At 72.1% G+C, this 26,188-nt stretch carries 23 protein-coding genes; 18 read left to right on the top strand and 5 right to left on the bottom strand.

All coding sequences use genetic code 11. The annotated features are described in order from the left end of the window. Positions 1–43: 43 nt before the first annotated feature. From LQ222_RS09055 to LQ222_RS09025, 7 genes are read left to right on the top strand one after another with little or no spacing between them, the layout of a single operon-like run. Entirely contained in the window at positions 44–796 is a 753-nt protein-coding gene (locus tag LQ222_RS09055; RefSeq protein WP_230165929.1) for a FadR/GntR family transcriptional regulator, read from the top strand. Then, entirely contained in the window at positions 793–1,932 is a 1,140-nt protein-coding gene (locus LQ222_RS09050) for a mandelate racemase/muconate lactonizing enzyme family protein (RefSeq protein ID WP_230165928.1), read from the top strand. The genes LQ222_RS09055 and LQ222_RS09050 overlap by 4 nt, the downstream gene beginning before the upstream one ends. After that, positions 1,932–2,933, top strand: a complete 1,002-nt coding sequence (locus LQ222_RS09045) for a hydroxyacid dehydrogenase (RefSeq protein ID WP_230165927.1) — start codon at positions 1,932–1,934, stop codon at positions 2,931–2,933. The genes LQ222_RS09050 and LQ222_RS09045 overlap by 1 nt, the downstream gene beginning before the upstream one ends. Next, complete coding sequence (locus tag LQ222_RS09040) at positions 2,930–4,099, top strand: mandelate racemase/muconate lactonizing enzyme family protein (protein WP_230165926.1); 1,170 nt, start codon at positions 2,930–2,932, stop codon at positions 4,097–4,099. Before LQ222_RS09045 ends, LQ222_RS09040 begins: the two co-directional genes overlap by 4 nt. A 34-nt stretch (positions 4,100–4,133) precedes the next feature. Beyond that, positions 4,134–5,117 carry a tripartite tricarboxylate transporter substrate binding protein gene (locus LQ222_RS09035; protein WP_230165925.1) on the top strand — a complete coding sequence of 328 codons (984 nt, stop codon included), beginning with the start codon at positions 4,134–4,136 and terminating at the stop codon, positions 5,115–5,117. Positions 5,118–5,171: 54 nt separating this feature from the next. Continuing rightward, on the top strand, positions 5,172–5,756 hold the full coding sequence (locus LQ222_RS09030) for a CMD domain protein (protein ID WP_230165924.1): 585 nt from the start codon (positions 5,172–5,174) through the stop codon (positions 5,754–5,756). An 11-nt stretch (positions 5,757–5,767) separates the two neighbouring features. Continuing rightward, positions 5,768–6,370: an alkylhydroperoxidase domain protein gene (locus LQ222_RS09025; RefSeq protein WP_230165922.1), complete on the top strand. Its 603-nt coding sequence runs from the start codon at positions 5,768–5,770 to the stop codon at positions 6,368–6,370. Positions 6,371–6,395: 25 nt separating this feature from the next. Here the strand turns inward: LQ222_RS09025 and LQ222_RS09020 are convergent, their stop codons facing one another. Beyond that, the gene (locus LQ222_RS09020) at positions 6,396–8,696 is read right to left on the bottom strand and encodes a molybdopterin guanine dinucleotide-containing S/N-oxide reductase (protein ID WP_230165920.1); all 2,301 of its coding nucleotides are present in this window, start codon (positions 8,694–8,696) and stop codon (positions 6,396–6,398) included. Positions 8,697–9,282: 586 nt separating this feature from the next. Here LQ222_RS09020 and LQ222_RS09015 point away from each other — a divergent pair. Genes LQ222_RS09015 through LQ222_RS09005 form a run of 3 tightly spaced genes read left to right on the top strand, consistent with a single transcriptional unit; the run spans position 9,283 to position 12,461 of the window. Continuing rightward, positions 9,283–10,455, top strand: a complete 1,173-nt coding sequence (locus tag LQ222_RS09015) for a glycosyltransferase (protein WP_230165918.1) — start codon at positions 9,283–9,285, stop codon at positions 10,453–10,455. A gap of 49 nt (positions 10,456–10,504) precedes the next feature. Next, positions 10,505–11,428 carry a class I SAM-dependent methyltransferase gene (locus tag LQ222_RS09010; RefSeq protein WP_230165917.1) on the top strand — a complete coding sequence of 308 codons (924 nt, stop codon included), beginning with the start codon at positions 10,505–10,507 and terminating at the stop codon, positions 11,426–11,428. 34 nt (positions 11,429–11,462) lie between these two features. Next, complete coding sequence (locus LQ222_RS09005; RefSeq protein WP_230165915.1) at positions 11,463–12,461, top strand: bifunctional GNAT family N-acetyltransferase/(deoxy)nucleoside triphosphate pyrophosphohydrolase; 999 nt, start codon at positions 11,463–11,465, stop codon at positions 12,459–12,461. A 322-nt stretch (positions 12,462–12,783) separates the two neighbouring features. Here LQ222_RS09005 and LQ222_RS09000 read toward each other — a convergent pair whose 3' ends face one another. Then, positions 12,784–13,356, bottom strand: coding sequence for a DUF2889 domain-containing protein (locus tag LQ222_RS09000; RefSeq protein WP_230165913.1), 573 nt, complete (start codon positions 13,354–13,356; stop codon positions 12,784–12,786). 131 nt (positions 13,357–13,487) lie between these two features. Next, positions 13,488–15,194, bottom strand: a complete 1,707-nt coding sequence (gene aroB, locus LQ222_RS08995) for a 3-dehydroquinate synthase (protein WP_230165912.1) — start codon at positions 15,192–15,194, stop codon at positions 13,488–13,490. Between the two features lie 177 nt (positions 15,195–15,371). Here aroB and LQ222_RS08990 point away from each other — a divergent pair, with 177 nt between their 5' ends. The 4 genes from LQ222_RS08990 (at position 15,372) to LQ222_RS08975 (ending at position 19,354) form a co-directional block, all read left to right on the top strand. Continuing rightward, on the top strand, positions 15,372–15,521 hold the full coding sequence (locus LQ222_RS08990; RefSeq protein ID WP_230165911.1) for a hypothetical protein: 150 nt from the start codon (positions 15,372–15,374) through the stop codon (positions 15,519–15,521). Between the two features lie 169 nt (positions 15,522–15,690). Then, positions 15,691–16,635: a tyrosine recombinase gene (locus LQ222_RS08985; protein ID WP_230165910.1), complete on the top strand. Its 945-nt coding sequence runs from the start codon at positions 15,691–15,693 to the stop codon at positions 16,633–16,635. Positions 16,636–16,647: 12 nt separating this feature from the next. Next, positions 16,648–17,604, top strand: a complete 957-nt coding sequence (locus tag LQ222_RS08980) for an acetyl-CoA carboxylase carboxyltransferase subunit alpha (protein WP_230165909.1) — start codon at positions 16,648–16,650, stop codon at positions 17,602–17,604. Between the two features lie 286 nt (positions 17,605–17,890). Further along, on the top strand, positions 17,891–19,354 hold the full coding sequence (locus LQ222_RS08975; RefSeq protein ID WP_230165908.1) for an MFS transporter: 1,464 nt from the start codon (positions 17,891–17,893) through the stop codon (positions 19,352–19,354). 147 nt (positions 19,355–19,501) lie between these two features. Here the strand turns inward: LQ222_RS08975 and LQ222_RS08970 are convergent, their stop codons facing one another. Together LQ222_RS08970 and LQ222_RS08965 are read right to left on the bottom strand one after the other, a co-directional pair. Then, complete coding sequence (locus LQ222_RS08970) at positions 19,502–20,359, bottom strand: prephenate dehydratase (protein ID WP_230165907.1); 858 nt, start codon at positions 20,357–20,359, stop codon at positions 19,502–19,504. 107 nt (positions 20,360–20,466) lie between these two features. Then, positions 20,467–21,210 carry a 3-deoxy-manno-octulosonate cytidylyltransferase gene (locus LQ222_RS08965; RefSeq protein WP_230165906.1) on the bottom strand — a complete coding sequence of 248 codons (744 nt, stop codon included), beginning with the start codon at positions 21,208–21,210 and terminating at the stop codon, positions 20,467–20,469. Positions 21,211–21,347: 137 nt separating this feature from the next. Here LQ222_RS08965 and LQ222_RS08960 point away from each other — a divergent pair, with 137 nt between their 5' ends. The 4 genes from LQ222_RS08960 to LQ222_RS08945 all read left to right on the top strand — a co-directional run bounded on the left by LQ222_RS08960 (position 21,348) and on the right by LQ222_RS08945 (position 25,993). After that, on the top strand, positions 21,348–21,884 hold the full coding sequence (locus LQ222_RS08960) for a cytochrome c family protein (RefSeq protein ID WP_230165904.1): 537 nt from the start codon (positions 21,348–21,350) through the stop codon (positions 21,882–21,884). A 303-nt stretch (positions 21,885–22,187) separates the two neighbouring features. Then, positions 22,188–22,970, top strand: coding sequence for a histidinol-phosphatase (hisN, locus tag LQ222_RS08955; RefSeq protein ID WP_230165902.1), 783 nt, complete (start codon positions 22,188–22,190; stop codon positions 22,968–22,970). 46 nt (positions 22,971–23,016) lie between these two features. Then, the gene (locus tag LQ222_RS08950) at positions 23,017–24,876 is read left to right on the top strand and encodes an extracellular solute-binding protein (protein ID WP_230165901.1); all 1,860 of its coding nucleotides are present in this window, start codon (positions 23,017–23,019) and stop codon (positions 24,874–24,876) included. A 7-nt stretch (positions 24,877–24,883) separates the two neighbouring features. Beyond that, positions 24,884–25,993: a microcin C ABC transporter permease YejB gene (locus LQ222_RS08945; RefSeq protein WP_230165899.1), complete on the top strand. Its 1,110-nt coding sequence runs from the start codon at positions 24,884–24,886 to the stop codon at positions 25,991–25,993. Positions 25,994–26,188 lie beyond the last annotated feature (195 nt).

The following is a 26,188-nucleotide window of genomic DNA, read 5'->3' as shown; positions in this document are numbered from 1 at the left end:
TTGGCCCTACCAATTTGGTAGGACCAATTCGGACGGCCACACCATGCCGCCAGCACACACGGCGATCGCAGGACGGATCGGGCGCGAGGATGAGCGGTCGGACCTGGTCGCGCGCATCCTCGCCTTCGTCGCGGAACGCCGCCTGACCTCGGGCGAGCGCCTGCCCTCCGAACGCGAACTGGCCGAGCGCTTCGAGGTCGGCCGCAACGCGATCCGCGAGGCGATCGCCGTGCTCGAGACCGTGCGGCTGGTCGAGCGGCGCCCGAATTCCGGCATCTACCTGCGCGCCGTGGATCGCGACGGCAGCCTCGATGCGCTGGTGCTGCGCGCCGACCTCGGCGTGCCGCTGGATGAGGCGGAAGTTTCCGAACTCATCGAGATGCGCCGGATCCTGGAGGTGCAGGGGACGGAACTGGCGGGCCTGCGGCGCCGCGATGACGACCTGGCGCGCATCGACGCGGCGCTGGGTGCGGGGCGCCAGGCTGTCGCGGCGGGCGAGAACTTCGCCGCCTGCGATGCCGAATTCCACCTGGCGGTCGCCGCCGCCACGCGCAACAGCGTGCTGCGGCGGGTGGTGAATTCCTTCTACCTGCTGTCGCGCACGCGGCGCTGGCACTACTTCGCCGATGGCCGCCGCGCGCCCGAGGCGCAGCGCCAGCACGAGGCCATGGCCGCCGCGATCCGCGCCGGCGATGCCGCCGCCGCGGCCGGCCTGATGCGCGCCCATCTGCAATCGACCGAAGCCTATTGGCACGAATTGCTGCAACGCCAGCCCGGGGGAAAAGCCGCCTCATGAAGGTCACATCCGTCACCTGCCACCTGCTGCAATCGAAGGTGGACAAGCCTTTCGTCTCGGCGCGCGGCTGGGTCTATTCCACGCGGTCGTCCTGCATCGTCGAGATCGCGACCGATGAGGGCATCACCGGCTGGGGCGAATGCTACGGCCCCGCCGCGGTGAACAAGGCGCTGATCGAGACGCAGTACGCGCCGCGCGTGATCGGCCGCGATCCCTTCGACGTCGAGGTGGTGTGGGAAGACCTGTACAACCGCATCAAGGACTATGGCGCGCAGGGCTTCGCCATCACCGCGCTGTCGGGCATCGACATCGCGCTGTGGGACATCATGGGCCGCGCGGTCGGCAAGCCGATCCACAAGCTGATCGGCGGCGCGCATCGCACCGAGGTCATGGCCTATGCCACCGGCCTGTATTTCATCGACATGGATCGCCTGGTCGAGGAAGCGGTCGAGGAAGCCGTCGGCTATGCCGACCAGGGCTTCCGCGCCATCAAGATGAAGATCGGGCTGGGCGACCCGGCGCTGGACTTCCGCCGCGTCAAGGCAGTGCGTGACGCGATCGGGCCGGACGTGAAGTTGGCCGTCGATGCCAACCACTGCTTCACCGTGCCGCAGGCGATCCGCCTGGGGCGCATGATGGAGCCGCTCGACCTGATGTGGTTCGAGGAACCGATCAGCCCCGAGGACCATGACGGCTATGTCGAGGTGACGCGCGCGCTCGACATGGCGGTGGCGGGCGGGGAGAACGACTTCACCCGCTGGGGCTTCCGCGACATCATCGCGAAGAAGGCGATGGACATCGTGCAGCCGGATGTCTGCGCCGCCGGCGGCATCAGCGAATGCCGCAAGATCGCGACGCTGGCCTCGGCGCATGGCGTGGAATGCGTACCCCACGCCTGGGGCAGCGCGATCGGTCTCGCTGCCACGGTGCAGTTCCTCGCCGCCCTGCCCGATACGCCCCCGGCCTTCCGCCCCATGCCGCCCATGCTGGAATTCGAACAGACGCCGAACCCGCTGCGCGACCACCTGGCTCAGGAACCCATCCGCCAGGTGAATGGCATCGTGAAGGTGCCCGGCGGCCCGGGCCTGGGCATCGAGGTGGATCGCGACGTGCTCGCGCGCTGGAAGGTCGGCTGATGCGCGTTGCCCTGACCGATCCGGTCGAGCCCATCGCGGAACGCATCCTGACCGAGGCCGGCCACGAGATCACGCGCCTGTCGGGTTCCGGCCCCGATGCGCTGCGCGCGCTGTGCCGCGACGCCGATGCGGTGATGGTGCGCCAGAAGCTGCCGGACGACCTGCTGGACCACGCGCCACGGCTGCTGGCCGCCGTGCGCCATGGCGTGGGCGTGGACATGATCCCGGTGGAGGCCTGCACCGCGCAGGGCGTGCTGGTCGCCAACGTCCCGGGGTCCAATGCCGATGCGGTGGCGGAGTTCCTGGTGGCGCAGATGCTCGCCGCCGCGCGGCATGTGGAGGCGATGCATGCCGACCACATCGCCAAGGGCTGGGCGCCGGCGCGCGCGCGTTCCGCCACCGCGCGCGAGTTGCGCGGCAAGACGCTCGGCATCATCGGCGTGGGCGATATCGGCTCGCGGCTGGCGGGCATCGCGGCGCTGGGCTTCGGCATGCGGGTGCTGGGCCATCGCCGCCATGCCGCGGGGCTTCCGGCGCATGTCGCCTACGCCACGCTGCCCGACCTGTTTGCCGAGAGCGACTACATCGCCGTCGCCTGTCCACTGACCGCCGAGACCACGGGCATCGTCGATGCCGCCATGCTGGCGCGCATGAAGCCGACCGCCTGGCTGATGAACGTGGCGCGCGGGCCCGTCGTGCAGGAGGAACCGCTGGTCGCGGCGCTGCGCGACGGCCGCATCGGGGGCGCGGCGCTGGATGTCTACTGGGCGCAGCCGCTCTCCACCGACCACCCGCTGCGCGGCCTGCCCAATGTCATCCTCTCGCCCCATGCCGCGGGGCTGACGATGGAAAGCGTCGAGACCATGAGCCGCGTCTCGGCCACCGATACCGTCCGCATCCTGGCGGGCCTGCGCCCGCTGAACTTCTTCAATCCCGAGGCCTGGGAGGCATCGCGCGCGCGTCGCCGCGCCCTCGGCCACGCAGAAGGCGCCGCCGCATGAAGATCACCCGAATCCAGGCCATCTGGTGCCATGTGCCGATCCCGTATGACCGGCAGCACACCAGCGATTTCGGCCGCGTCACCTCCTTCGATTCCGTGATCGTGCGGATCGAGACCGATGCCGGCATCACCGGCTGGGGCGAATGCAAGGCGGGCGTGGGCAGCGCGGCCGCCTGCGCGGGCCTCGCGGCCATCGTGAACCTCGACTACGCGCCGCTGCTGGTCGGGCAGGACCCACGCGACGTCTCGCGCCTTTGGGACGTCATGTACAACACCCCGCGCGAGGGCTACGCCGTGGCGGAGGGCCATGTGCTGCCGCAGCTCGGCCGGCGCGGGCTGTCGATCTCCGCCATCGCCGGCGTGGATGTCGCGCTGTGGGACATCCTGGGCAAGTCGCTCGGCGTGCCGGTGTGGCGGCTGCTGGGCGGCAGGCGCGCCGAACGGATGCCGGCCTATGCCTCGGGCGGTTGGGCGGACGAGGCCAATATCGGCGCGCAGCTCCAGGGCTATTGCGACAAGGCCGGCTTCCGCGCGGTGAAGATGCGCATCGGCGTGATGGATGGCTCGCCCGCGCGATCCGCCGCGCGGGTGCGCGCGGCACGCAAGACGCTTGGCCCCGACATCAAGCTGATGGCCGATGCGCACGGCACCTGGACCGTCGCGGAAGCCAAGGCCTTCTGCCGCATGGTCGAGGACCAGGACCTGTTCTGGTTCGAGGAACCGGTCAGCGCCGACGACAAGCAGGGCCTGGCCGAAGTCCGCCGCAGCAGCGCCGTGCCGATCAGCACCGGCGAGAGCGAATTCACCCGCCACGATTTCCGCGAGATCGCGGAACTGCGCGGCGCCGATGTGCTGCAACCCGACCTCGCCATCGCCGGCGGGCTGACGGAAGGCATGCGGATCGGCGCGATCGCCAGCGCCTTCAACCTGCGCCTCGCGCCACACCTGTGGTCCGGCGCGCCGGCCTTTGCCGCGGGGCTGCATCTCGCGGCAACGCAATCGGCGGGCTTCATCCTGGAATACTCGCTGGGTCACAACCCGATGCTGCACGACCTGATCGAGGAAGACTTCCCGGTCGTGGACGGCATGGTCGCGATCCCCGATCGCCCCGGCCTCGGCATCACGGTGCGCGAGGCCTTTCTGGAGCAGTACGGCCGCGCGGGCTGACCGCGCCCATCACCACGCAACGGGAGGATACGACATGACGATATCACGCATGCGGCGCCTGGGCCTGGCGGCGCTGGCCTGCGCCGGCATCGGCGCGGCAGTCCCCGCAACGGCGCAGCAACCCTTCCTGAGCCGGGAGGTGCGCTTCCTGAACGCCTTCCCGCCGGGCGGCACCTCCGACCTGCTCGGCCGCATCCTGGCCGACCAGCTCTCGCAACAGGTCGGCCAGCGCGTGGTGGTCGAGAACCGCACCGGCGCCGCCGGCGTGATCGCCACGCAGGAGGTCGCGCGCGCCGCGCCGGACGGCCACACGATCCTGCTGGCGTCCATGGGCATCATGGCGATCACGCCGCAGATGCAGCAGGTGCCCTACAACGTCGACACGGACCTGACGGCGATCGCCAACGTCGCCTCAGTCTACAACATCCTGGTGGCGAACCCGAACAGCGAGATCCGCACCTGGCAGGACCTCGCGCGGATCGGCCGCGAGCGCCCGCGCACGCTGCGCTGCGCGACGGTCGGGCCGGGCTCCAGCCAGCAGCTTTCCTGCGTGCTGTTCATGTCGCTGACCGGCGCGCAGATCGAACAGGTGCCCTATCGCGGCGGCGCGCCGGCCATCCTCGACATCGTCGCGGGGCGGGTCGACGTGATGTTCGGCAACATGCCGGAATACATGGGCCAGATCCGCGGCGGCGGGCTGCGCGCCATCGCCTATGGCGCATCCGAGGCCTCGCCCCTGCTGCCCGAGCTGCCGGTGATCTCGCGCCAGGGCCTGGAGCAGTTCGTCATCCACAACTGGTTCGGCGTGGTCGCCCCGGGCCGGATGCCCGCCGCGCTGACCGCGCGCTGGAACGAGGAGATCAACAAGGCCCTGCAGGCCCCCGAGGTGCAGCGGCGCTTCGTCGAGAACGGGTTGCAGCGGCTGGGCGGGTCGCAGCAGGATTTCCTGCGGCAGATCGCGGCCGACCAGGCGAAGTGGGGAGAGGTTGTCCGCGCCCACAACATCCGCCCCGAATAGCCGCGGGTGGCGCGCGCGGCCCGGCACGACGATCGAGCGAAGGACGGACCACCGATGGATGTGATCGACACGCTGGTCGGGATCGTGCCGGGATCGCGCATGGATGCGCTGCGCGACGGCCGCAAGGTCGCGCGCACCCACGCGCAGCGCAGCTACGAGGTCCTGCTGACCCCCACTACGCCCGGCGACTTCGGCATCGCCGAACGCTTCGCGGTCGCCGCCTATGTCGCCGGGCTGCACCAGGCGCCGCCCACCGCCGCCCACTACAGCGAAGCGTTGGCCACGCATGGCGGCGCCGCCCTGGCGCGGGCGGTTGCCGCGGCGGTCGCGCAGACCCTCGCGCAGGGGCCGAGCGGCGCCTACCCGCCCGGCCCGCTCAGCATCGAGGACACGCCCGCCCCGGTCTTCGCGCTGTCGCCGGAGGTTGCCGCGGCGCTCGGCCCGAAGCTCGTCGCCGGCTTAGCCCACGCGCACTACCTGGTGCTGCATCCCCGCGATGCCGCGCCGTCGCGCTTCCCGCCGCTGAAGGCTGCGGGGTGGACCGACGACAGCATCGTGTCGCTGTCGCAGCTGGTCTCCTTCCTGGCCTTCCAGATCCGCGTCGTCGCCGGCCTCGGCGTGCTCGCCGCGACGCCCTGAGGGTCCCTACCATGCCCGATGCCACCGCTCCGAACGTCTTCACCCGCGCGCAGATGGGCTGGGTGTCGTTCGTGGAACCGCTCGCCGAGTCCGCGCTGACGGCGCAGCACATGGCCGCGCTCATCGACGCGGCGCGCGCGAGGTCGGAGTACTTCCGCCTGCTGGCGCGCGACCCGGATGCGCTCGAACACCGCACGCGCACCGACAAGGACATCTTCTACAACACGCAGGCCGGCGCGCCGCGGGCGGACCGCGAGCTGGCCGCCGCGGCGGTGTCGCGCTTCAACGGCTGCATCTACTGCTGTTCCGTCCATGCCCGCTTCGCCGCGACCTATGCGAAGCGCGAGGCCGATGTGGACCGGCTGCTGGCGGAAGGCGTCGGCGCCGATCTGGGCGAAAGGTGGAATGCCATCGTCGCGGCCTCGGTCGCGCTGACCGCCATTCCCATGACCTTCGGGCCGGAGCATGTCGCGCGGCTGCGCGCGGCGGGGATGGATGACCTCGCGATCAGCGACATCATCCAGGCCGCATCCTTCTTCAACTGGGCGAACCGGCTGATGCTCTCGCTGGGCGAGCCCTCGGCCGACCGCCCCCCGAACGGCGCGGCGCGCTGACGCGGCGGCGATCCGCCGGCGCGCGTCAGCCGCCCTGCGGCGGATCGAAGGCGCGGATCGGCGGCAGGTTGCCGGCGAAGCGCTCCACCTCGATCACCGTGAGCTGGCCGGTGCAGCCCTGCGACAGCGCCGAGGTGCCGGCATCGCGCGTCAGCACGTTCGGGTTGCCGTGCACGCAGAGCGGCTTGTCGTCCCGCGGGTCCTGCGGATCGTACCACGCGCCCGTGGCCAGCTGGACCACGCCGGGGCGGATGTCCGTGGTCAGCCGCACGGCGGCCAGGCAGGCGCCGCGGTCGTTGAACAGCCGGATCACGTCGCCATCGCCGATGCCGCGCGCCGCCGCATCCGCCGGATGCATCGCGGCGACCTCCCGGCCGCGCCGCTTCGACGCGATGCTGTGGCCGCCGAAATCGAGCTGGCTGTGCAGCCGCGTCGCCGGCTGGTTGGCCACCAGGTGCAGCGGCGCGGCGCCGGCGGGGATTTCCTCCGGCGGCAGCCAGGTCGGGTGACCGGGGCAGGTCGGTTCGTTGAAGCCTGCGATGGTCTCCGAGAAGATCTCGATGCGCCCGCTCGGCGTCGGCAGGGGGTTCTCGTCCGGGTCTTCGCGGAAGGCGCGCCAGGGGCCGCCATCATCCGGGCCCTGCGGCAGGCGGAGCGTCCCGGCGGTCCAGAACGCCTCGAAGTCGGGCGCCGGCAGGCCCTGGTCGCGCAGCCCCTGCTGCGTGCGTTCATACAGATGCCGCAGCCATTCGCGGGTCGTGCGGCCCTCGGTGAAGGCGTCCTCGCTGCCCAGGCGGTGGCTGAGGGCGGCGAAGATGTCGTAGTCGTCCCGCGCCTCGCCATGCGGCGGCACGATTCGGTGCATCGCCACCATCAGCGGATCATGCGAGCTGTAGCCGATATCCTCGCGCTCGAGCGTCATGGTCGCGGGCAGGACGATGTCGGCGTGGCGCGCCGTCGCGGTCCAGGCGAGTTCGTGGACCACCAGCGTGTCGACGCGCGCGAAGGCCTCCCGCAGGCGATTGAGGTCCTGGTGGTGGTGGAAGGGATTGCCGCCCGCCCAATAGACCAGCCGGATGTCGGGATAGGTGCGGGTCTGGCCGTTGTAGCGATACGTCGCGCCGGGGTTCAGCAGCATGTCGGCGATGCGCGCCACCGGGATGTAGTTGCCGTGCCGGTTGCGCCCCTGTGACAGGGTCGGGCCCGGCACCGCATTGCCGCGGCGGCCGTAGTAGCCGATGGCGCCGAGCGCATAGCCGTAGCCGCCGCCCGGCAGGCCGATCTGGCCGAGCGCCGCCGCCAGCACCGCGCCCATCCATACCGGCTGCTCGCCATGTTCTGCGCGCTGCAGCGCATGCGCCACGGTCACCAGGACGCGGCGGCCGTGCAGGCGGCGCGCCAGGGCGCGGATCTGCTCGGCCGCGACGCCGGTGATCGGCGCCGCCCAGTCTGCGTCCTTCGGCTGGCCGTCGGCCGCGCCCAGCAGGTAGCGTTCGAAGACCGGCCAGCCGACGGTGAAGCGGTCGAGGAAAGCCTGGTCGTGCAGCCCCTCCGTCACCAGCGTGTGCACCAGCGCCAGCATCAGCGCGGTGTCGGTGTTGGGGATATTGGCGACCCACTCGGCGCCGGCTTCGTCGGGCAGGTCGCCGCGCAGCGGGCCGACCAGGATGAAGTCGCAGCCGCGCGCGCGGGCCGCCTGCATGGCCGGGCGTTCGACATGCTCGCTGATGCCGCCGCCGGCGACCATGGCGTTCTTCAGCGCCATGCCGCCGAAGGCCAGCACCACCTCGGTGTGCCGGGCCACCTGGTCCCAGGTGACGTTGTGCTTGGTCAGCGATTCATAGTTGCCGAGGACATGCGGCACGATCACCGAGGCCGCGCCCGAGCTGTACGAATTCACCGAGGCGACATAGCCGCCGAAGGCGCAGTTCAGGAAGCGGTGGACCTGCGATTGCGCGTGGTGGAAGCGGCCGGCGCTCGACCACCCGTAGGACCCGCCGAAGACCGCGCCCGGCCCGTGCGTGTCGCGGATGCGCGCCAGCTCCCCGCCCAGCAGGTCCAGCACGGCATCCCAGGACATCGGGACGAAGTCGTCCCGGCCGCGCGCGCGGTCCGGGCCCGCGCCGCGCTCCAGCCAGCCGCGCCGCACCATGGGCTGGGTGACCCGCGCGGGGTGCCTCAGCGCGGCCGGGAAATTCTGCAGGATCTCGTTGGGGTCCGGGTCCCCCGGATGCGGGCGCACCACCAGTTCGTTGTCGCGCAGGGCCGCCGTGAAGACCCCCCAATGCGAGCTGTGCGGCCGGAATTCCGTCGTCTCGGCGCTCATGCGATGGACCCCTGGCCGTGATGCGATGCAGGCACCGGCCGATCGTCCCGGCGCGCCCGAGGGACCATCCTAGGGGTTCCCGGCGTCCATGGCACTCTCCTCCGCGTGCCGTGGATGCGCGGGCCGAGCGGCGCGGGACAGGACGCGGCATGCCGTCGCGACGCATGTGGTCGGTCGTGCGCGCGGTGTCGCTATCGGCGCCACCTGCGCCGACATTGCGGCCGCAGGATCCGCCGGGCGGGCGGGAGCGCGCGGCCCGGCATGGCGGGCCGCGCCGCGAACCGCGGCACCGGTTTGACGCGCGGCGACCGGCAGCGCGGGGCGCTGGACCCGCCCGCCCCTGGCGCGGCTCGCGGCATCGCGTCGGGCGGCGGCTCGTCGCGGCCATCGTCAGCCGATCGGCTGATTCCATCCGGTGCGGATCTGCTCTAGACCAAACGGGCGCCCATCGCGCGGGAAGGCGGCCCGACGACCGCGCAGGATCGTGCCGCGCAACGGCTCAGCAGGGAGCACGGGTCATCACCACACGCGATGCGGCTTGCGCCCCGGCGGGCGGGATGGATGTGGCCCGTGCGGGTCGCGCCGCATGACGCTGGCCTGCGGCATCGTCGCCTTGCTCGCAACCCTTGCCTGGCTGGCGGGGGTCGTGTGGTTCCTGCGGTTCTTCCGGGCGCCGGCGGTGGAAGTGCCAGGCCGCGTGACTCTGCTGCTGGCCGTGACCGGCCGCACCGATGGCCTGCCGCCGCTATTTGCCGCGCTGGCGCGCCAGACGCTGCGCCCGCGGCGGATGCTGGTGGCGGTCGAGGCCGAGGCCGATCCCGCCCTGGCGCAGGTGCGCGAACTGCAACACCTGCTGCCCTTCCCGGTCGAGGTCGTCGTCGCCGGCCTGGACGACACGCGCAGCCAGAAGGCGACCAACATGATCGCCGCGCTGGCGCGCGTGGATGCGGATGACGACGCGCTGGTGCTGCTCGATGCCGATATCCTGCCGCAGGATCATTGGCTGTCCTGGCTGGCAACCCCGGCGCTGAACGGCGCGGCGGATTTGGTGACGGGCTATCGCTGGCATGCGCTGGACGGCGCGGGACCGGCGCGGCACGTGGTGGCCTGGCTCGATCGCTCGTTGGCGCTCGGGCCGCGCTTCCTGGCCTCGGGTCTGGTGTGGGGCGGATCGGTCGCGATCTCGCGCGATGCGCTGGCGCGGATGGACCTGGCCGAGGCGCTGTCGCGCACCTTCTCGACCGATGGTGCGATCAGCCGGCGCGCGCGCGCGCTTGGCCTGCGCGTGCTGACGCGCCGCGCCGTGCTGCTGCCCACCCCGCCCGAGGGCGGCGACCGCGAGGCGATCGCCTTCAAGACACGGCAATTGCAGATCGTGCATGTCTATGTGCCGTCGCTGTGGGTGTGGCTGGGCGTCGCGCTGCATGCCGAGGCGCTGGTGCTGCCGCTCGCGTTGCTGGGCCTGGGCGGCAATGGCGTCGCGCTCGGCTTCGTCGCGGCGGTGGGGGCCGTGGGCGTGGCGCGCGCCCTGCTGCACGACCGTGTCACGCGCGCCGTCGGCATCCGCGAGGGGCTGCCCGCGCGCGCCGCGCAGGTGGCGCTGGGCGCGCTGGCACCCATCACCGCGCCGGCCGTGGTGGCGCTGTTCTGGACCAGCGCGCGCACGCGCGTGATCCGCTGGCGGCACATCGAATACGAGGTCCGCGGCCCCGAGGATGTGCGCGTGCTGCGCCGCCACAATCCGGGCGCGGCGGCGTGAGGGTCACGGCGCGCGCGTGCAGCGCGGCCGCGCGTCGCGGCGGTGCCCCGTGACGCCGGGCATCTGCCCGATCACGGGCGCAGCGGCGACGCTGGTGCAGGAGGTCTCTCCCGCCTTGCTGCGCGGGCTGTGGCGCCGCGCCTTCAAGGTGGAACCGACGCCGCTGCCGGACGCGCGCATCGGGGTCTATCGCAGCCCCTGCGGCCTGGTGTTCTTCGCACCGGCTTTCGAAGGCGATGGCGCTTTCTACGAATCCCTGTATCGGCGGCTCGACGCCGGGGGCCGCGTGCGCGCGGCGGGACGCGACCGCGCCGAATACCCCCATGCGGCGGCGCGCATCCGCCCGGGCGATGCGGTGCTGGAGGTCGGCGCGGGGGCGGGCGCCTTCGCGCGGCTGGTGCCTGGCGCGCGGTATGTCGGGCTCGACCCCAACCCCGGCGCCTATGCCGACCGCGCCGCCGACATCCGCGCCGAACCCCTGGCCGACCATGCCGCGGCGAATCCCGGCGCCTATGATGCCGCCGTCGCTTTCCAGGTCATCGAGCATGTCGCGGACCCGCTGGCCTTCGCCACGGACATGCTGCGCTGCCTGAAGCCGGGCGGCCTGCTGGTGCTGGGCGCGCCGGCCTGGCCCTCGGCCATGACGGCGATCCCGAACTTCGTCTTCAACGCGCCGCCGCATCACCTGTCGTGGTGGAGCGAACAGGCGATGCGGGCCTTGGCGGACCGGCTGGGGCTGGTGGTTGAGGAAACCCGCCCGCTGCCGCCGGTGCCCGCCCAGCCGCTGATCCATTGGATGGGCCGGATGGCGCCGCTCAAGGCGCGCCCGGACGGCCTGTGGTTCGCCGCGCGGCGGTCCTGGTACGGCTCGCTCGCCGTGTCGTTCCTGCTGGGGCGCATCGCCGCCGCGCTGGTGCCGCTGCCGCGCAACGCCCCGCCGATGTTCGTGCTGCTGGTGGCGCGGAAGCCTTGACGGCGGCACCGCGCGCGCCGTTCCTGGCGTGCCCATGCCCGACTCCGACGTGACCTTCGCGCCGCTCGAGACCGCGCGCTTCCTGCTGCGCCCGCTGCGCGCGGAGGACGCCGCCGAACTGCATCGCCTGGTCAATGACTGGGAGGTGGCCAAGACGCTCGCCCGCGTGCCCTTCCCCTATTCGCGCGACCTGGCGGATGACTGGATCGCCTCGACCGCCGAACGCATCACCGAAGGCGAGGCGTATCACCTGGCGATCGCGCGGCGCGAGGACGACGTGCTGGTCGGCTGCTGCGGCCTGACGCGCGACCGCGAGGCGCGTTCGGCCGAGCTCGGCTACTGGATCGGCCGGCGGCACTGGGGGCAGGGGATTGCGCCGGAGGCCGCCGGGCGGCTGGCGCGCTGGGCGCTCGCCAATCTCGACCTGGATCGCATCACGGCCTCCGCGCTGACCGACAATGCGCGATCGGCCGCGGTGCTGGCGCGCATCGGCTTCCGCGAGACCGGCACGGGCGCGCAGGATTTCCTGTCGCGCGGGCGGGCGATGGCGGTGCGCCTGTTCGAGGCCGGGCGCGCCGACCTGGCGCCGCCGCCCGTTGCCGCGGCCCCGGCGGTGGAACCCGCGCCGGGTGGCAAGCCGATCCTGCTGGTCGCCGCCGTCGGGCTGATCGACCCCGACAACCGCGTGCTGCTGGCCCGGCGGCCCGAGGGCAAGCCGCTGGCCGGCCTGTGGGAATTTCCCGGCGGCAAGGTGAAGCCGGGCGAGACGCCGGAAGCCGCGCTGATCCGCGAATTGAAGGAAGAACTCGGCATCGACGTGACCGAGGCGTGCCTGGCACCCTTCGCCTTCGCTTCGCATGGCTACGAGGCGTTCCACCTGCTGATGCCGCTGTTCCTGTGCCGGCGCTGGGTGGGGAACGTCACGCCGCTGGAAGGCCAGGCCTTGGCCTGGGTGCGGCCGCAGAAGCTGGCGGACTATGCGATGCCGCCGGCGGATGTGCCCTTGGTCGCGCTGTTGCGCGACTTTTTGTAGGCCCTCAGGCGCCGGGCGCGGCCTCCGGCCGCTTGGCTTGCGCGCCGTGCGCTCCCGGATCGCGCCTGCGCGCGATCCGCTTTTTGTGTGCCCTCAAGCGCCGGGCGCCGCCATGCGGCGGCTTGGCTTGCGCGCCGTGCGCTCCCGGATCGCGCCTGCGCGCGATCCGCTTCTTGTGTGCCCTCAAGCGCCGGGCGCCGCCATGCGGCGGCTTGGCTTGCGCGCCGTGCGCTGGTGCGCTGGCGGGGGCTGATGGGTTGGGCGCGGTCGCGCCGTGCGCTCCCGGATCGCGCCTGCGCGCGATCCGAAACCAGGGGGGGCGCTACTCGGCGGCCTTTGCTTCTTCGTCCAGCCACGGCCATCGCAGCTTCACCACCGGGCTGTCGGGATGATAGGCGTGGCAGGTGCCGATGATGCCGGGGCGCTTGCGCTGGCCGGTCGCTTCCTCGCGCACCAGTTCTTTCGCGCGGCGCACCGGATACAGCGTCTGGTAGGCGACCGTCGCCATCTGGGCCAGCACCTCACGCAGGTGCGTGCAGCCCATCGTGCCGCCGACCCGTTCGTTCACCGCGCGGTTGAAGCCTGGCCCGATCGTCAGCCCGGCCAGCCGCGCGAAATTCGGCGCCGCCTGCGGGCAGACGGCATAGGGCGTGTGGTCGGAGGCTGCCTCGCAGGCGTGGATCAGCAGGTCCTCATCCACCGTCAGGCGGATCCACATGCCGTGCAGCGGCGTGCCGGCGGGCAGGAAGCCGCGTTCCTCGTTGTCGAAGCCGTAGGATTTGGTGTCGAGGAGATGCGCCTCGATATCGAACAGCCCGTCGGCGCGGCGGTAGCCGTGCATGTCGATCTGGCGGCGGTGCATGGGCTCGCGCGCGGCGGCTTCGGACAGTGGCATGACGGTCCCGGGTGCAGTGCACCATCTGGGTTATCGCAGTGCGCCCATGCTGACCAGAGCCCAGTCCCGGCGGTCCAGGTGGCACTGCCACCTGGCGGGTGGGTCCGGGAGGGCAGCGCCCTTCCGGCGGCCTACTGCGCGCCTTCGTCCCGCAGCAGCGTGGCGACCGCATCCACCGGCACATCGCCGCTGGTGAAGCACGCCCCTGCCCCGCGCATCAGCACGAAGCGCATGGTCCCGTCGCGGTTCTTCTTGTCCTTGGCCATGCGCCCGAGCAGCGCATCGACCGTGAAGTGCCGTGGCAGGTCCGTGATGCGTGCCGGCAGCCCGCATGCCGCCAGGTGTGCCATCACGCGCGACGGCCATTCCTGGCTGCAATGCCCGAGCCGCGCCGACAGCGCCGCCGCCAGGCCGAGCCCGACCGCCACCGCTTCCCCGTGCAGCACGGACCCGTCGAAGCCGGCCTCGGCCTCCAGCGCATGGCCGAAGGTGTGGCCGAGGTTGAGCAGCGCGCGCCCGCCCTCGGCCGATTCCTCGCGTTCATCGGCGGCCACGACCGATGCCTTCAGGCGGCAGGACTCGACCACCGCATGGGTAGCCGCGGCGGCATCGCCGGCGACCACGGCGGCGCCATGCGCCTCGCACCAGTCCCACAACGCGCCCTGCAGCAGCCCGTGCTTGGCCACTTCCGCGTAGCCGGCGCGCAGCTCGCGGGGCGGCAGGGTTGCCAGCGTGTCGGTATCGGCCAGCACGATGCGCGGCTGGTGGAAGGCGCCGGCCAGGTTCTTGCCGGCCTTGAGGTTCACGCCGGTCTTGCCGCCGACGGAACTGTCCACCTGCGCCAGCAGGGTGGTCGGCACCTGCACGAAGGGCACGCCGCGCATGGCGATGGCGGCTGCGAAGCCGGCCAGGTCGCCGACCACGCCGCCGCCCAGCGCCACCACCGCGGTGCGGCGATCCAGCCCCGCCGCCAGCATCCGCTCCAGCACCTCCGACAGCCGGCCGAAATCCTTGGAGGCTTCGCCCGGCGGCACGGCGATCTCGGTGAGCACCGTCAGCCCCGCCGCCTCCAGCCCGTCGCGCAATGCCGGCGCATGCAGCGGGCCAACGGCCGAATCGGTGACAAGCACCACCTTGCGCGAGGGCAGCAGCGCCGCGACCAGCCCGCCGGCGCGCGCCAGCAGCCCGGGGCCGACCAGGACCTCGTAGCCACGATCGCCGAGGCCGACCGGCAGGCGCTGCGGCGCCACGGCGGCGGCCAGCGCATCCTGCACGCGGCGCGTCGTCGCCTCGGGGCTCTCGTCGGTACAGGTCACGGTCACATCGGCCTCGGCGTACAGGGGGTGGCGCGCGGCCATGAGGCGGGTCAGCACCTCGACCGGGTCGGCGTTGAGGAACATCGGGCGGTGCTCGCGCCCCGCCACGCGGCGCAGCAGCGTGGCCAGGTTGCAGCGCAGCCAGATGGTCGCCGCGCCCGAGGCCTTCACGGCGGCGCGCGTCGCGGCATCGGCGAAGGCGCCGCCGCCGGTCGCCAGCACCAGCGGCGGGCCGGCCAGCAGGCGGGTGATGACGCGGCGCTCGCCGTCGCGGAAATGCGGTTCGCCGTAGCGCGCGAAGATCTCGGTTATGGGCATGCCGGCGGCCGATTCGATCTCGGTGTCGCCATCGCGGAACGGCAGGCCCAGGCGCGCGGCCAGGCGGCGGCCGATCGCGGTCTTGCCGGCGCCCGGCATGCCGACCAGCACGACGGAGCGCGCCGCGGCCAGGGGCGGGGCTTGGTCCAGGGACGGGCTCAGGCGGTCTTCGTCAGGAAGATCGAGGGCGGAGTTGCGCGACACGGGGGCGGAGGCTAGAGCAATATCGGATCGGATGAAATCGTCCGATCGCTGTCATGTTCTGGAAAATCTCGATTCTAGAGCATCTTATGTCCGATCTGCGCAGCAGTGCAGCGAGTCCGCGGAGCGGATGCTGCCCCGGCGCAGTCCATGCCGCATTGGTGGGAGACGCCGCGCCCGATGTCCCGCAGCCCGTTCCTGACGATCCTGCTGTTGGTGCTCGGTGCCGTGGTGGTCGGCCTGCTGGCGCTGGGCGCCTTCCCGCCCGCGGTGCCGCCGCAGCCGGTGGAACGCCCGCTGCCGAACGAACGGTTCAGCACCGGGCGGTGAGCGGCGATGCCACCCGCCGACGCCGCTGTGGGGCGGATCTCGGCCCTGCCGTGATCCGGGAGCGCACGGCGCGACCGCGCCCAGCCCGTCAGCGGCCGCCGATGCGCCAGGGCAGCGCGCGCGAGCCAAGCGCGCGGATGCGCGCGCCCGGCGCCTGAGGGCCGGAACCATGCATCACGTCGAAGCCTTCCTCGAGATGCTGGCCGCCGAGCGGGGCGCGGCGCGCAACACGCTGGCGGCCTACACCGCCGACCTGCAGGATTTCGCTGCCTTCGCCGCCGCCCGCGGCGCGGCCGTCCATGCCGCGGATGCCGAGACGCTGCGCGCTTGGGTGGAAAGTCTGGCCGCCGCGGGCTTCGCCGCCCGCACCCAGGCGCGCCGCCTGTCCGCGATCCGCCAGTTCCACCGCTTCCTGGCACGCGAGGGCATCCGCCCCGACGACCCCACGGAATTGCTGGAAAGCCCGCGCCTGCCCGCCAGCCTGCCCCGGGCGCTGAGCGAGGCCGAGGTCGAATCGCTGATCGCCGCGGCCGCCGGCCTGCCGGGCCGCCGCGGGCCGGTCGCGGCCGCGGCGGTGGAGTTGCTCTATTGCTCCGGCCTGCGCGCGAGCGAGCTGGTGGCCCTGCCCGCCGGCGCATTGCGGGCGGAGGAAGGCCTGGTCGCGGTGCGCGGCAAGGGCGGCAAGGAGCGGCTGGTGCCGGTCTCGGCCCGGGCGCGCGCCCTGGCCCTGGCGGCGCGCACCGAGGCCGCGGAGCGCGCCGGGCCACGGGCGGCGCGCTGGCTGTTTCCCTCCCGCGCCGCGACGGGGCACCTGACGCGGCAGTCGCTGGGGCTGCTGCTGAAGGAGGCAGCGCTGGCGGCGGGCCTCGATCCGGGCCGGGTCAGCCCGCATGTGCTGCGGCATTCCTTCGCCTCGCACCTGCTGGGGCGGGGGGCCGACCTGCGGAGCCTGCAGGTGCTGCTGGGCCATGCCGACATCGCGACCACGCAGATCTACACCAAGGTGCTGGAGGGGCGGTTGAAGGCTTTGGTGGAGCAGCACCATCCGCTGGCGGGCGGGGCAGTTTCGCCGGAGGCGCGCGGGGGGGTCGCGCCCGGCCCAGAATTCCGCTAACCCCCCGGCCCCATGCGACACTTCCTGGACTTCGAGAAGCCGATCGCCGAGCTGGAAGGCAAGATCGAGGAGCTGCGCCGGACCACCGACGCCGGCGGCATCGATGTTGCCGACGAGGTGGGCAAGCTGCGCGACAAGGCGCAGACCCTGCTGCGCACCACCTACGCCAAGCTCAGCCCGTGGCAGAAGGCCCAGGTCGCCCGCCACCCCGACCGGCCGCACGCCACCGACTACATCGCCGCGCTGATCGAGGACTTCACCCCGCTGGCTGGCGACCGCGCCTATGCCGACGACCTGGCGGTGGTGGGCGGCATGGGCCGATTCCGCGGCCGTGCGGTGATGGTGCTGGGCACCGAGCGCGGCAACGACACCGACAGCCGCGTGAAGCATAATTTCGGCATGGCGCGGCCCGAGGGCTACCGCAAGGCGCGGCGCCTGATGGAACTGGCCGGCCGCTTCGGCCTGCCGATCCTGTCCTTCGTCGACACCGCCGGCGCCTTTCCGGGCATCGAGGCCGAGGCGCGCGGCCAGGCGGAAGCCATCGCGCGGTCGATCGAGGCGGGGCTGGAAGCGCCTGTCCCCTTCATCGCGACCATCATCGGGGAGGGCGGGTCGGGTGGCGCCATTGCGCTCGCCGCCGCCGACCGGATCGTGATGCTGGAACACGCAATCTATTCAGTGATCAGCCCCGAGGGCTGCGCGTCCATCCTGTGGCGCGATTCGGCCCAGGCGGCGACGGCGGCCGAGGCGCTGAAGCTGACCGCCGACGACCTGCGGAAGCTGAACCTGGTGGATGCGGTGGTGCCCGAACCGCTGGGCGGCGCGCATCGCGATGCCGAGGGCACGATCGCGGCGCTGGGAGAACGCATCTCGGAGCTGCTGGAGCCGCTGGTGGAGCTCGACGGCGCCACGCTGCGCGCGCGCCGGCGCGAGAAGTTCCTGGAAATGGGGCGCAGCGGGGTCATCTGACGTCAGCGCCTGCACCACCGCACGCTGATCGGATGCGATGCGCTCAAGGCTGAAAGACCATACCGGCGGTTGCCGCGGACTGCACGGCGGGCCGCGCCGGTGGCCATGACCGGCATCGCGGACGGGTCCGGTCCATGACCGACCATGCGCGCGCGCTCGGGCGAGCGAGGCTGCCCCGCCCACGCGACGAATGGTGCGCTGGCGCGATGGGTCGTGCCTGCCATCGCGAACGAGCGCACGCCGGGTGGGGGGCGGTGACGCGCCCAGCCGCCGGCCTGGCAGCCGCATGACCGACGACGTCCGCGCACGCTTCCTGCGCGCCTTCCCAGGCATTGCGCTGACCATCTTCCTGTCGGCGATCGACCAGACCATCGTCGCCACCGCGCTGCCGGCCATTGCCGCGGAGCTGGGCGGGATCGAGCGGGTATCGTGGATCCTGGTCGCCTACCTGGTGGCCGCGACCTGCGCGGCGCCGGTCTTCGGGCAATTGGGCGACGTGTTCGGGCGCCGGCGGCTGCTGTTCGTCGCACTTGCCATCTTCGCCGCCGGCTGTCTGGGCTGCGCGCTGGCGCCGAACCTGCCGGTGCTGGTCGGCGCGCGCATCGTCCAGGGCTTCGGCGGCGGGGCGCTGCTGACGCTGGCACAGGCGCTGATCGGCGAGGCGCTGCCGCCGCGCGAGCGTGGCCGCTACCAGGCCTGGATCGCGGGGTCGTTTGCATTTGCGTCCGCCAGCGGGCCGGTGATCGGCGGCTATGCCACGCAGTTCCTGGGCTGGCGGTCGGTCTTCCTGGTGCTGCTGCCGGTGGCGGCGGCCTGCGCCGTGCTGGCGCGGCGGCTGGCCGCGGTGCCGCCGGCGCGCCGCGATGCGCCGCTGCGCTTCGACTGGGCGGGGCTGGCGGTCTTCGTGGTGGCGGTGGGCTGCGCGCTGGTGGCGCTGGACCGCGCGCGGCGGCTGGACCCCACGCTGGCGCCGCTGGCGGTGGGGCTCGCGGTGATCGGGGCGGCGGCGGTGGTCCTGCTGCTGCGGATCGAGCGCGCGGCGCGCGACCCGCTGCTGCCGCTCGCGGTGTTCGGCGAGGCGTCGATCTGGCGGGCCTACCTGCTCTCGGCCTGCGTGGTGGGGGCGCAGGTCGGCATGATCTCGTTCCTGCCGGCCTGGCTGCAGACGGTGCGCGGGATGGCGCCGGGGCCTTCGGGGCTGATGCTGGTGGCGATGTCGGTGGGCGGGGCGTCCGGCGCGTTCTTCGCCGGGCGGATGGTGGCGCGCACCGGGCAGGCCATGCGCTGGCCGACGCTGTTCCTGCCCGTCGGCGCGACGCTGTGGGCGGTGCTGGCGGTGGTCGCCGCCGACCTGCCGCTGCCCGTCTTCCTGCCGCTGCTGGCGGCGGCGGGGTTCTGCGCCGGCACCTCCTTCCCGATCGTGCAGGTGACGGCGCAGGCGGCGGCGGGGCGGGAGAGGCTGGGCGCGGCCTCGGCCGGGGTGGCGTTCTCCCGCAATATCGGCGCGGCGACGGGCACGGCGCTGGTGGCGGCGGTGGTGTTCATGGCGGTGGGCGCCACGGGGTCAGGGGCGGCCTTCCAGCGGCTGGTGGCAGAGGGGCCGGCCTACCTGGCGGCGCTGCGGCCGGCGGCGGCGGCGGCGTTGCGCGGCGAATTGGCGGAGGCGTTCCGCGGGCTGTTCGCCACGGCGGCGGTGCTGACGGCGGTGGGGGCGGTGCTGGCGTGGCGGGTGCCGTTGCGGCGGTTTTGAACCGCTCCAGGCCAAGCCGCGACGACGCGGACGCCCGCTCCCTGCGGCAGCCGGATCGCCGGCCGTGCTGCGCCGCGATGCCGCCGGTGCGATGCCTGCGCGGGCATCCTTGCCCGACCCGATGACCCCATCTGGTCGGGAGCCGGCCTAATCCCCCGCCGCCGCCTGCTCCAGCCTGTACGCATGGGCCGGATACGCGCCCAGGATGCGGAATTCCTTGGTGAAGAATTCCAGCTCCTCGAAGGCACGCCGCAGCGCCGGGCTGTCCGGGTGGCCGTCCACGTCGCACAGGAACTGCGTGGCCGAGAACCGCCCGCCCACCATGTAGGATTCCAGCTTCGTCATGTTCACGCCATTCGTCGCGAAGCCGCCCAGCGCCTTGTAAAGCGCGGCCGGCACCGACCGGACGCGGAAGACGAAGGTGGTGACCGTGTCGGGGGCCTCCAGCGGCGGATACACGCGATCGCGCGACATCACGTAGAAGCGCGTCGTGTTGTGCGCCTCGTCCTCGACGTTCCGCAGCAGGATTTCCAGCCCGTAGATCTCGGCCGCGAGCTCGGACGCGACCGCGGCGTCCTCGATGTTGCCGCGCTGCGCGATGATCTGCGCCGCGCCGGCGGTGTCGGCCTCGATCACCGGCGCCAGGTTGCGCTCCTTCAGCAGCCGCAGGATTTGCCCGAGGGCCACCGGATGGCTATGCGCGCGCTTGAGAGTCGCCAGGGTCGCGCCTTTCGGCGCCAGCAGGCAGTGCTCGACACGCTGGAAATGCTCGCCGATCACGTACAGCCCGGATTCGGGCAGCAGCCGGTGGATGTCCGGCACGCGCCCGGCCAGCGAATTCTCGCAGGGCAGCATGGCCAGTTCGCAGCGGCCTTCGCGCAGCGCCGCCATCGCCGCCTCGAAGGACGGGCAGGGCAGGGTGGTCCAGCCCGGATAGGCGGCGCGGCACGCCAGGTCGGAATAGGCCCCGGGCATGCCCTGGAAGGCGATGGTCTTGGCGGTCATGGAGTCACCTGGACATCAAGGATTGTGGACCGAGGTCCTGCCTCGGTCCGGGAGCACGAAGCGCGACCGTGCCCAGGCCGGCCATCGCCCGCCGTCCGAGGGCAAGATCAATCTCCACCGCGCGACGCCAACAGACTCCGCGCCCGATCGAGGTCGTGCGCCGTATCGACACCGAAGGGGCCATGGTCCACCCGCGCCGCGGCGATGCGCATGCCGGCCTCGAGCGCGCGCAGTTGTTCGAGCTTCTCGCGCAGTTCCAGCGGGCTGGCGGGCAGCCGCACGAAGCGGTCGAGCGCGGCGCGCCGATACGCATAGACCCCGATATGATGCCAGCGCGGCCCATCCCCCCAGGGGATCGGCAGGCGCGAGAAATACAGCGCGGGCGCGACGCGCGCCTCGCCATCGAAGGCGCAGGCGGCCTTCACGAAGGATGGCGTATTCGCCTCCTCCTCATCCGCGATCGGGCAGACCAGCGTGCCGATATCCACCGCCGGGTCGGCCAGCGGGTCCAGCACCGCGCGCAGCGTGGCGGGCGCGATGGTCGGGAAATCGCCCTGCAGGTTCACCACCACGTCGTAGCGGCCCTCGGGGTCCAGCACCGCCATCGCGCGCTGCACGCGGTCGGTGCCCGAGGGCACGTCGTCGGCCACCAGCACCGCCTGGGCGCCGGCGGCCTCAGCGGCGGCCACGATCTCGGGCTCCCCGGCGGCGACGGCCAGCGGGCCGATGCCGGCCTCGCGTGCGCGGTCCAGCACATGGGCGATCATCGGCCGGCCGCCGATATCGGCCAGCGGCTTGCCCGGCAGCCTGGTGGCCGCCATGCGGGCGGGAATCACGACGATGGGGCGCAAGCGTGCGGCTCCGGGATTGAAGGTGCGGGGTGGTTGTCTGGCGGCAGGCCGGGCACTATGGTCCGGCGCGTTTTAGGCAAGGCGGACCCGTGGCGCAAACGCGCGCCGGGCCAGGGCTGTGAAGGGCTGCGATCGGCATGGCGACCAACCTCGAAGGCAACAAGATCATCGCGGCGGTGCTGACCGCCGGTGTCACCTTCGGCCTCGCCGGCTTCGTGGGCAGCCTGCTGGTGCATCCGAAGCGCCCGCACCATGCCGCCATCTCGGTGGGGGGCGAAGCCGCGCCGGCCGCCGCGGCGCCGGCGGCCCCCGCGCTCGACCCGATCACCCCGCTGCTCGCCGCGGCCAATGTGGCGAACGGCCAGCAGATCGCGCAGCGGCAATGCGCATCCTGCCATTCCTTCAACGAGGGCGGGCGCGCCGGCGTCGGGCCGAACCTGTACGGCATCGTCGGCGCCAAGCACGCCCATGCGGACGGCTTCAACTACTCCGCGGCGATCCGCGGCATGGCGGACAAGCCCTGGACCTACGAGGAACTGAACGCCTGGATCCACAGCCCTCGCACCTATGCGCCGGGCAACCGGATGTCCTATGCCGGGCTGTCGAACACGGCGCAGCGGGCGGACCTGATCGCGTATCTGCGGTCGATCTCGCCGAACGCCCCGGCGCCGTAGTTCTTTCGAGCCCTCAAGCGCCGGGCGCCGGCATCCGCCGGCTTGGCTTGCGCGCCATGCGCTGGTGCACTGGCAGCGGCTGACGGTCTGGGCGCGGTCGCGCCGTGCGCTACCGGATCGAGGCAATGCCCCGATCCGCTTTTTTTGGGCCTTAGTCGCCGGCGCCGCCATCCGGCGGCCAGGCTTTGGCGCCCCGCACCGGTGCGCCTGGCGCAGGGGACAGCGTGGGCGCGATCGCGCCGTGCGCTCCCGGATCGCGCGGGGCGCTATCCGCGTCATGGTGACAGTGCAGGGAAGCATCGCATGGTTCCGGACGACATCATCGCCGCTGCCGAGGACTTCGCCGACGCCGCCGGCGCGGTGATCCGCCCGCTGTTCCGCTCGCCCCTGCTGGTCGAGGCCAAGGGCGATGCCAGCCCCGTCACCAAGGCCGACCGCGACGCCGAGGCCGCGATCCGCGCCCTGATCGCCGCCCGCTTCCCCTCCCATGGCGTGATCGGCGAGGAACATGGCGAGGATCGCGCCCACGCCGAATGGGTCTGGGTGCTGGACCCGATCGACGGCACCCGCGCCTTCGTCACCGGCCGGCCGCTGTTCGGCAGCCTGATCGGCCTGCTGCACCGGGGCGTGCCGGTGCTCGGCATCATCGACCAGCCGGTCACCGGGGAACGCTGGCTGGGCGTGGCCGGGCGGCCGACCCGCTTCCGCGCGCCGATCGGCGGGGTGGCGGCGTGCCGGCCCTGCGCCGCGGTGGGTGACGCCGAACTGTCCTGCACCAGCCCCGACATGTTCCTGCCCGCCGACCGGCCAGGCTTCGAGCGCATCCGCGCCGCCGCCCGGCGCGTCACCTGGGGCGGCGACTGCTACGCCTATGGCCTGCTGGCGATCGGCCTGGTCGACATCGTGGTCGATGCCACGATGAAGATCTGGGACTGGGCGGCGCTGGTGCCGGTGGTCGAGGGTGCGGGCGGCCGCGTCACCGGCTGGCACGGCGAAGCGCTGACCGCGGCCGCCGATGGCCGCGTGCTGGCGGTCGGCGACCCGGCCCTGCTGGCCGAGGCCGTGCGCCTGCTTACCGATCGGTAGTCGCGCGGACGTTGCCGCGACCGGATCGAACCCCCATCCTGGTCAGATGAACCGTCGACACCTCCTGGCGCTCGGCGCCCTCGGCCTGACCCTTCCGCTGCCCGGCGGCGCGCGCGCGGTGGTCCCCGCCGGCGGCGACAAGCCCGGCCAGGTGGTGCGCACCCATGCGCTCTCGCTGCTGGCCGAGCCGACGCTGCCGGCCGGCTTCCCGCATTGGCCCTGGGCCAACCCCGCGGCACCGAAGGGCGGCGAGGTGGTGCTGGCCCGCCTCGGGTCCTTCGACAGCTTCAATCCCTATATCCTGCGCGGCACCTCGGATGCCGGCATCCCGCTGATCTACGACACGCTGATGGCCGGCAACCCGGATGAAGCGACCGCCGAATACGGGCTGCTCGCCGAGACGGTGGAACTGCCCGCCGACCGCCGCGGCGTGGCCTTCGAACTGCGCGAGACCGCGCGCTGGCACGATGGCCGCCCGGTCACCGCCGAGGACGTGGTCTTCACCTTCAACGCGCTGCGCACCCAGGGCCGCCCCTTCTTCCGCGCCTATTGGGCCGACGTGACCGAGGTGGTGGCCGAGAGCCCGAAGCGCGTGGTGTTCCGCTTCAAGGATGCCGACAACCGCGAGCTGGCGCAGATCCTGGGCGACCTGCCGGTGCTGCCGAGGCATTTCTGGGAAGGACGCGACTTCGCCCGCCCCTCGATGGATGTGCCGCTGGGCTCCGGCCCCTATCGGCTGGACCGCTTCGAGGCCAACCGCTCCGTGGTGTATCGCCGCGTCGAGGACTACTGGGCTCGCGACCTGGGCGTGCGGCGCGGCCTGAACAATTTCGACACCCTGCGCTACGAGTATTTCCGCGACACCACCGTCGCCTTCGAGGCCTTCAAGGCCGGCCAGTCCGACTTCCGCACCGAGAACATCGCGCGCGACTGGTCGACCGGCTACGACTTCCCCGCCGCCCGGCGCAACCTGGTGAAGCGCGAGGAAATCCCGCACGAGATCCCCACCGGCATGCAGTGCTTCGCGGTCAACCTGCGCCGCCCGCTGTTCCAGGATGCCCGCGTGCGCCGCGCGCTGATCGAGGTGTTCGACTATGAATGGATGAACGCGAACCTGTTCTACGGGGCCTATGCGCGGACATCCTCCTTCTTCTCGAATTCCGACTTCGCCGCGCGCGGCCTGCCGGAAGGCAGGGAACTCGCGATCCTCGAAGGCTTCCGCGGCCGCATCCCGGCCACCGTCTTCACCGAGGAATACAAGCTTCCCGTCACCGACGGGTCGGGCAACAACCGCGAAGGCGCCCGACGCGCGCTGGCGCTGCTGCGCGAGGCCGGCTGGACCGTGCGCGACCGCCGCCTGGTGAACGCGCAGGGCCAGCGCTTCGAATTCGAGATCCTGCTGCAGGGCGCCACCTTCGAACGCGTGGCGCTGCCCTACGTGCAGTGGCTGGAACGCGTGGGTATCAGCGCGCGGGTGCGCACGGTGGACCCCGCACAGTACCAGGTGCGCGTCGACGCCTTCGACTACGACATGACGGTCGATTCGATGGGCCAGGGCTTCTCCCCGGGCAATGAGCAGCGCGACTATTTCAGCAGCGCCAAGGCGCGCGAGAACGGCAGCCAGAACGTCGCCGGCATCGCCGATCCCGCCATCGACGCGCTCGTGGAGCTCGTGATCGGCGCGCCCAACTACGACGAGCTGGTGGCGCGCACCCGCGCGCTGGACCGCGTGCTGCAGCACCACAATTTCGTCGTGCCGCATTGGCACAGCCGCGTCTTCCGCATCGCCTTCTGGGACAAGTTCGGCCGGCCGGAACGCAACCCGCGCTTCGGGCTGGGCTTCCCGCAGGCCTGGTGGATCGACCCGGCGCGCGAACGCGCGCTGGCCGAAGCGCGACGCGGGTAGCGCCGCCATGGGCGCCTATCTGATCCGCCGGCTGCTGCTGGTGGTGCCGACGCTGCTCGGCATCCTCATCATCAACTTCGCCGTAGTGCAGTTCGCCCCTGGCGGGCCGGTCGAACAGATGCTGGCCGAACTGCGCGGGGAAGGGCAATCGACCCTCGGGCGCATCACCGGCGAGGGCGGCGGCGATGTGCGCCCACCCACCGCCGGCAGCGGCGCGAGCAGCGGCGGCCCGGCCGGCACCTATCGCGGCGCGCGCGGCCTGGACCCCGCCATCGTCGCCGAGATCGAACGCGCCTTCGGCTTCGACAAGCCAGCCCATGTGCGCTTCTGGGACATGCTGCGCGGCTATGCGACCTTCGACTTCGGCCGGTCCCTGTTCCAGGACCGCCCGGTGCTCGACCTCATCATCGAGAAGATGCCCGTCTCATTGTCGATCGGGCTGTGGTCGACCCTCATCATCTACCTGATCTCGATCCCGCTGGGCATCCGCAAGGCCGTGCGCGACGGGTCGCGCTTCGATGTCGCGACCTCCGGCATCGTGCTGGTGGGCTACGCCATCCCGGGCTTCCTGTTCGCCGTGCTGCTGATCGTGCTGTTCGCCGGCGGCTCCTTCCTGCAGATCTTCCCGCTGCGCGGACTGACATCCTCGGGCTCCGCCGACTGGCCGCTCTGGCAACGCGCCATCGACTACGCCTGGCACATGGCGCTGCCCACGCTCGCGCTGGTGATCGGCGGCTTCGCCGGGCTGACGATGCTGACCAAGAACTCCTTCCTGGACGAGATCGGCAAGCAATACGTGGTCACCGCGCGCGCCAAGGGGGCCGGCGAACACCGCGTGCTCTACGGCCACGTCTTCCGCAACGCCATGCTCATCATCATCGCCGGCTTCCCGGCGGCCTTCATCGGCATGCTGTTCACCGGCGCCTTGCTGATCGAAATCGTCTTCTCGCTCGACGGCCTCGGCCTGCTGGGCTTCCAGGCCGCAACACGGCGCGACTACCCGATCATGTTCGGCACACTCTACATCTTCACGCTGCTGGGCCTGGTCATGCAGATCATCAGCGACTTCACCTACACCCTGGTGGACCCGCGCATCGACTTCGAGGCGCGGCGATGAGCGGCTTGGCGCCGGGCGTTCGCAAGCGGGCTTTGCCCCCCTGCACCCCCCACCAGGGGGCTACGGCCCCCTGGACCGCGGGCTTTGAATCGGGGGAATTGGGGAGGGGCACCGACGGTGCCGCCTCCGCCACGGGATCGCCATGCCCCTTCCCAATTCCCCCGATCAAGTCGAGGGTTCCAAGGGCCTTAAGCC

Source organism: Roseomonas sp. CECT 9278, assembly GCF_918698155.1.
Lineage (GTDB): Bacteria > Pseudomonadota > Alphaproteobacteria > Acetobacterales > Acetobacteraceae > Neoroseomonas.
This window is presented reverse-complemented; position numbering and strand designations above follow the sequence as displayed.

Bases quoted from the DNA above. Each gene is read 5' to 3' on its own strand.
- LQ222_RS09050 (WP_230165928.1), top strand. From the start codon at position 793: ATGAAGGTCACATCCGTCACCTGCCACCTGCTGCAATCGAAGGTGGAC.
- LQ222_RS08985 (WP_230165910.1), top strand. From the start codon at position 15,691: ATGCATCACGTCGAAGCCTTCCTCGAGATGCTGGCCGCCGAGCGGGGC.
- hisN (WP_230165902.1), top strand. From the start codon at position 22,188: ATGGTTCCGGACGACATCATCGCCGCTGCCGAGGACTTCGCCGACGCC.
- LQ222_RS09030 (WP_230165924.1), top strand. From the start codon at position 5,172: ATGGATGTGATCGACACGCTGGTCGGGATCGTGCCGGGATCGCGCATG.
- LQ222_RS08990 (WP_230165911.1), top strand. From the start codon at position 15,372: ATGTCCCGCAGCCCGTTCCTGACGATCCTGCTGTTGGTGCTCGGTGCC.
- LQ222_RS08975 (WP_230165908.1), top strand. From the start codon at position 17,891: ATGACCGACGACGTCCGCGCACGCTTCCTGCGCGCCTTCCCAGGCATT.
- LQ222_RS08980 (WP_230165909.1), top strand. From the start codon at position 16,648: ATGCGACACTTCCTGGACTTCGAGAAGCCGATCGCCGAGCTGGAAGGC.
- LQ222_RS09000 (WP_230165913.1), bottom strand. From the start codon at position 13,356: ATGCCACTGTCCGAAGCCGCCGCGCGCGAGCCCATGCACCGCCGCCAG.
- LQ222_RS09005 (WP_230165915.1), top strand. From the start codon at position 11,463: ATGCCCGACTCCGACGTGACCTTCGCGCCGCTCGAGACCGCGCGCTTC.
- LQ222_RS09015 (WP_230165918.1), top strand. From the start codon at position 9,283: ATGACGCTGGCCTGCGGCATCGTCGCCTTGCTCGCAACCCTTGCCTGG.
- LQ222_RS08945 (WP_230165899.1), top strand. From the start codon at position 24,884: ATGGGCGCCTATCTGATCCGCCGGCTGCTGCTGGTGGTGCCGACGCTG.
- LQ222_RS09025 (WP_230165922.1), top strand. From the start codon at position 5,768: ATGCCCGATGCCACCGCTCCGAACGTCTTCACCCGCGCGCAGATGGGC.
- LQ222_RS08960 (WP_230165904.1), top strand. From the start codon at position 21,348: ATGGCGACCAACCTCGAAGGCAACAAGATCATCGCGGCGGTGCTGACC.
- LQ222_RS08970 (WP_230165907.1), bottom strand. From the start codon at position 20,359: ATGACCGCCAAGACCATCGCCTTCCAGGGCATGCCCGGGGCCTATTCC.
- LQ222_RS08950 (WP_230165901.1), top strand. From the start codon at position 23,017: ATGAACCGTCGACACCTCCTGGCGCTCGGCGCCCTCGGCCTGACCCTT.
- LQ222_RS09055 (WP_230165929.1), top strand. From the start codon at position 44: ATGCCGCCAGCACACACGGCGATCGCAGGACGGATCGGGCGCGAGGAT.
- LQ222_RS09035 (WP_230165925.1), top strand. From the start codon at position 4,134: ATGACGATATCACGCATGCGGCGCCTGGGCCTGGCGGCGCTGGCCTGC.
- LQ222_RS09040 (WP_230165926.1), top strand. From the start codon at position 2,930: ATGAAGATCACCCGAATCCAGGCCATCTGGTGCCATGTGCCGATCCCG.
- LQ222_RS09045 (WP_230165927.1), top strand. From the start codon at position 1,932: ATGCGCGTTGCCCTGACCGATCCGGTCGAGCCCATCGCGGAACGCATC.
- LQ222_RS09020 (WP_230165920.1), bottom strand. From the start codon at position 8,696: ATGAGCGCCGAGACGACGGAATTCCGGCCGCACAGCTCGCATTGGGGG.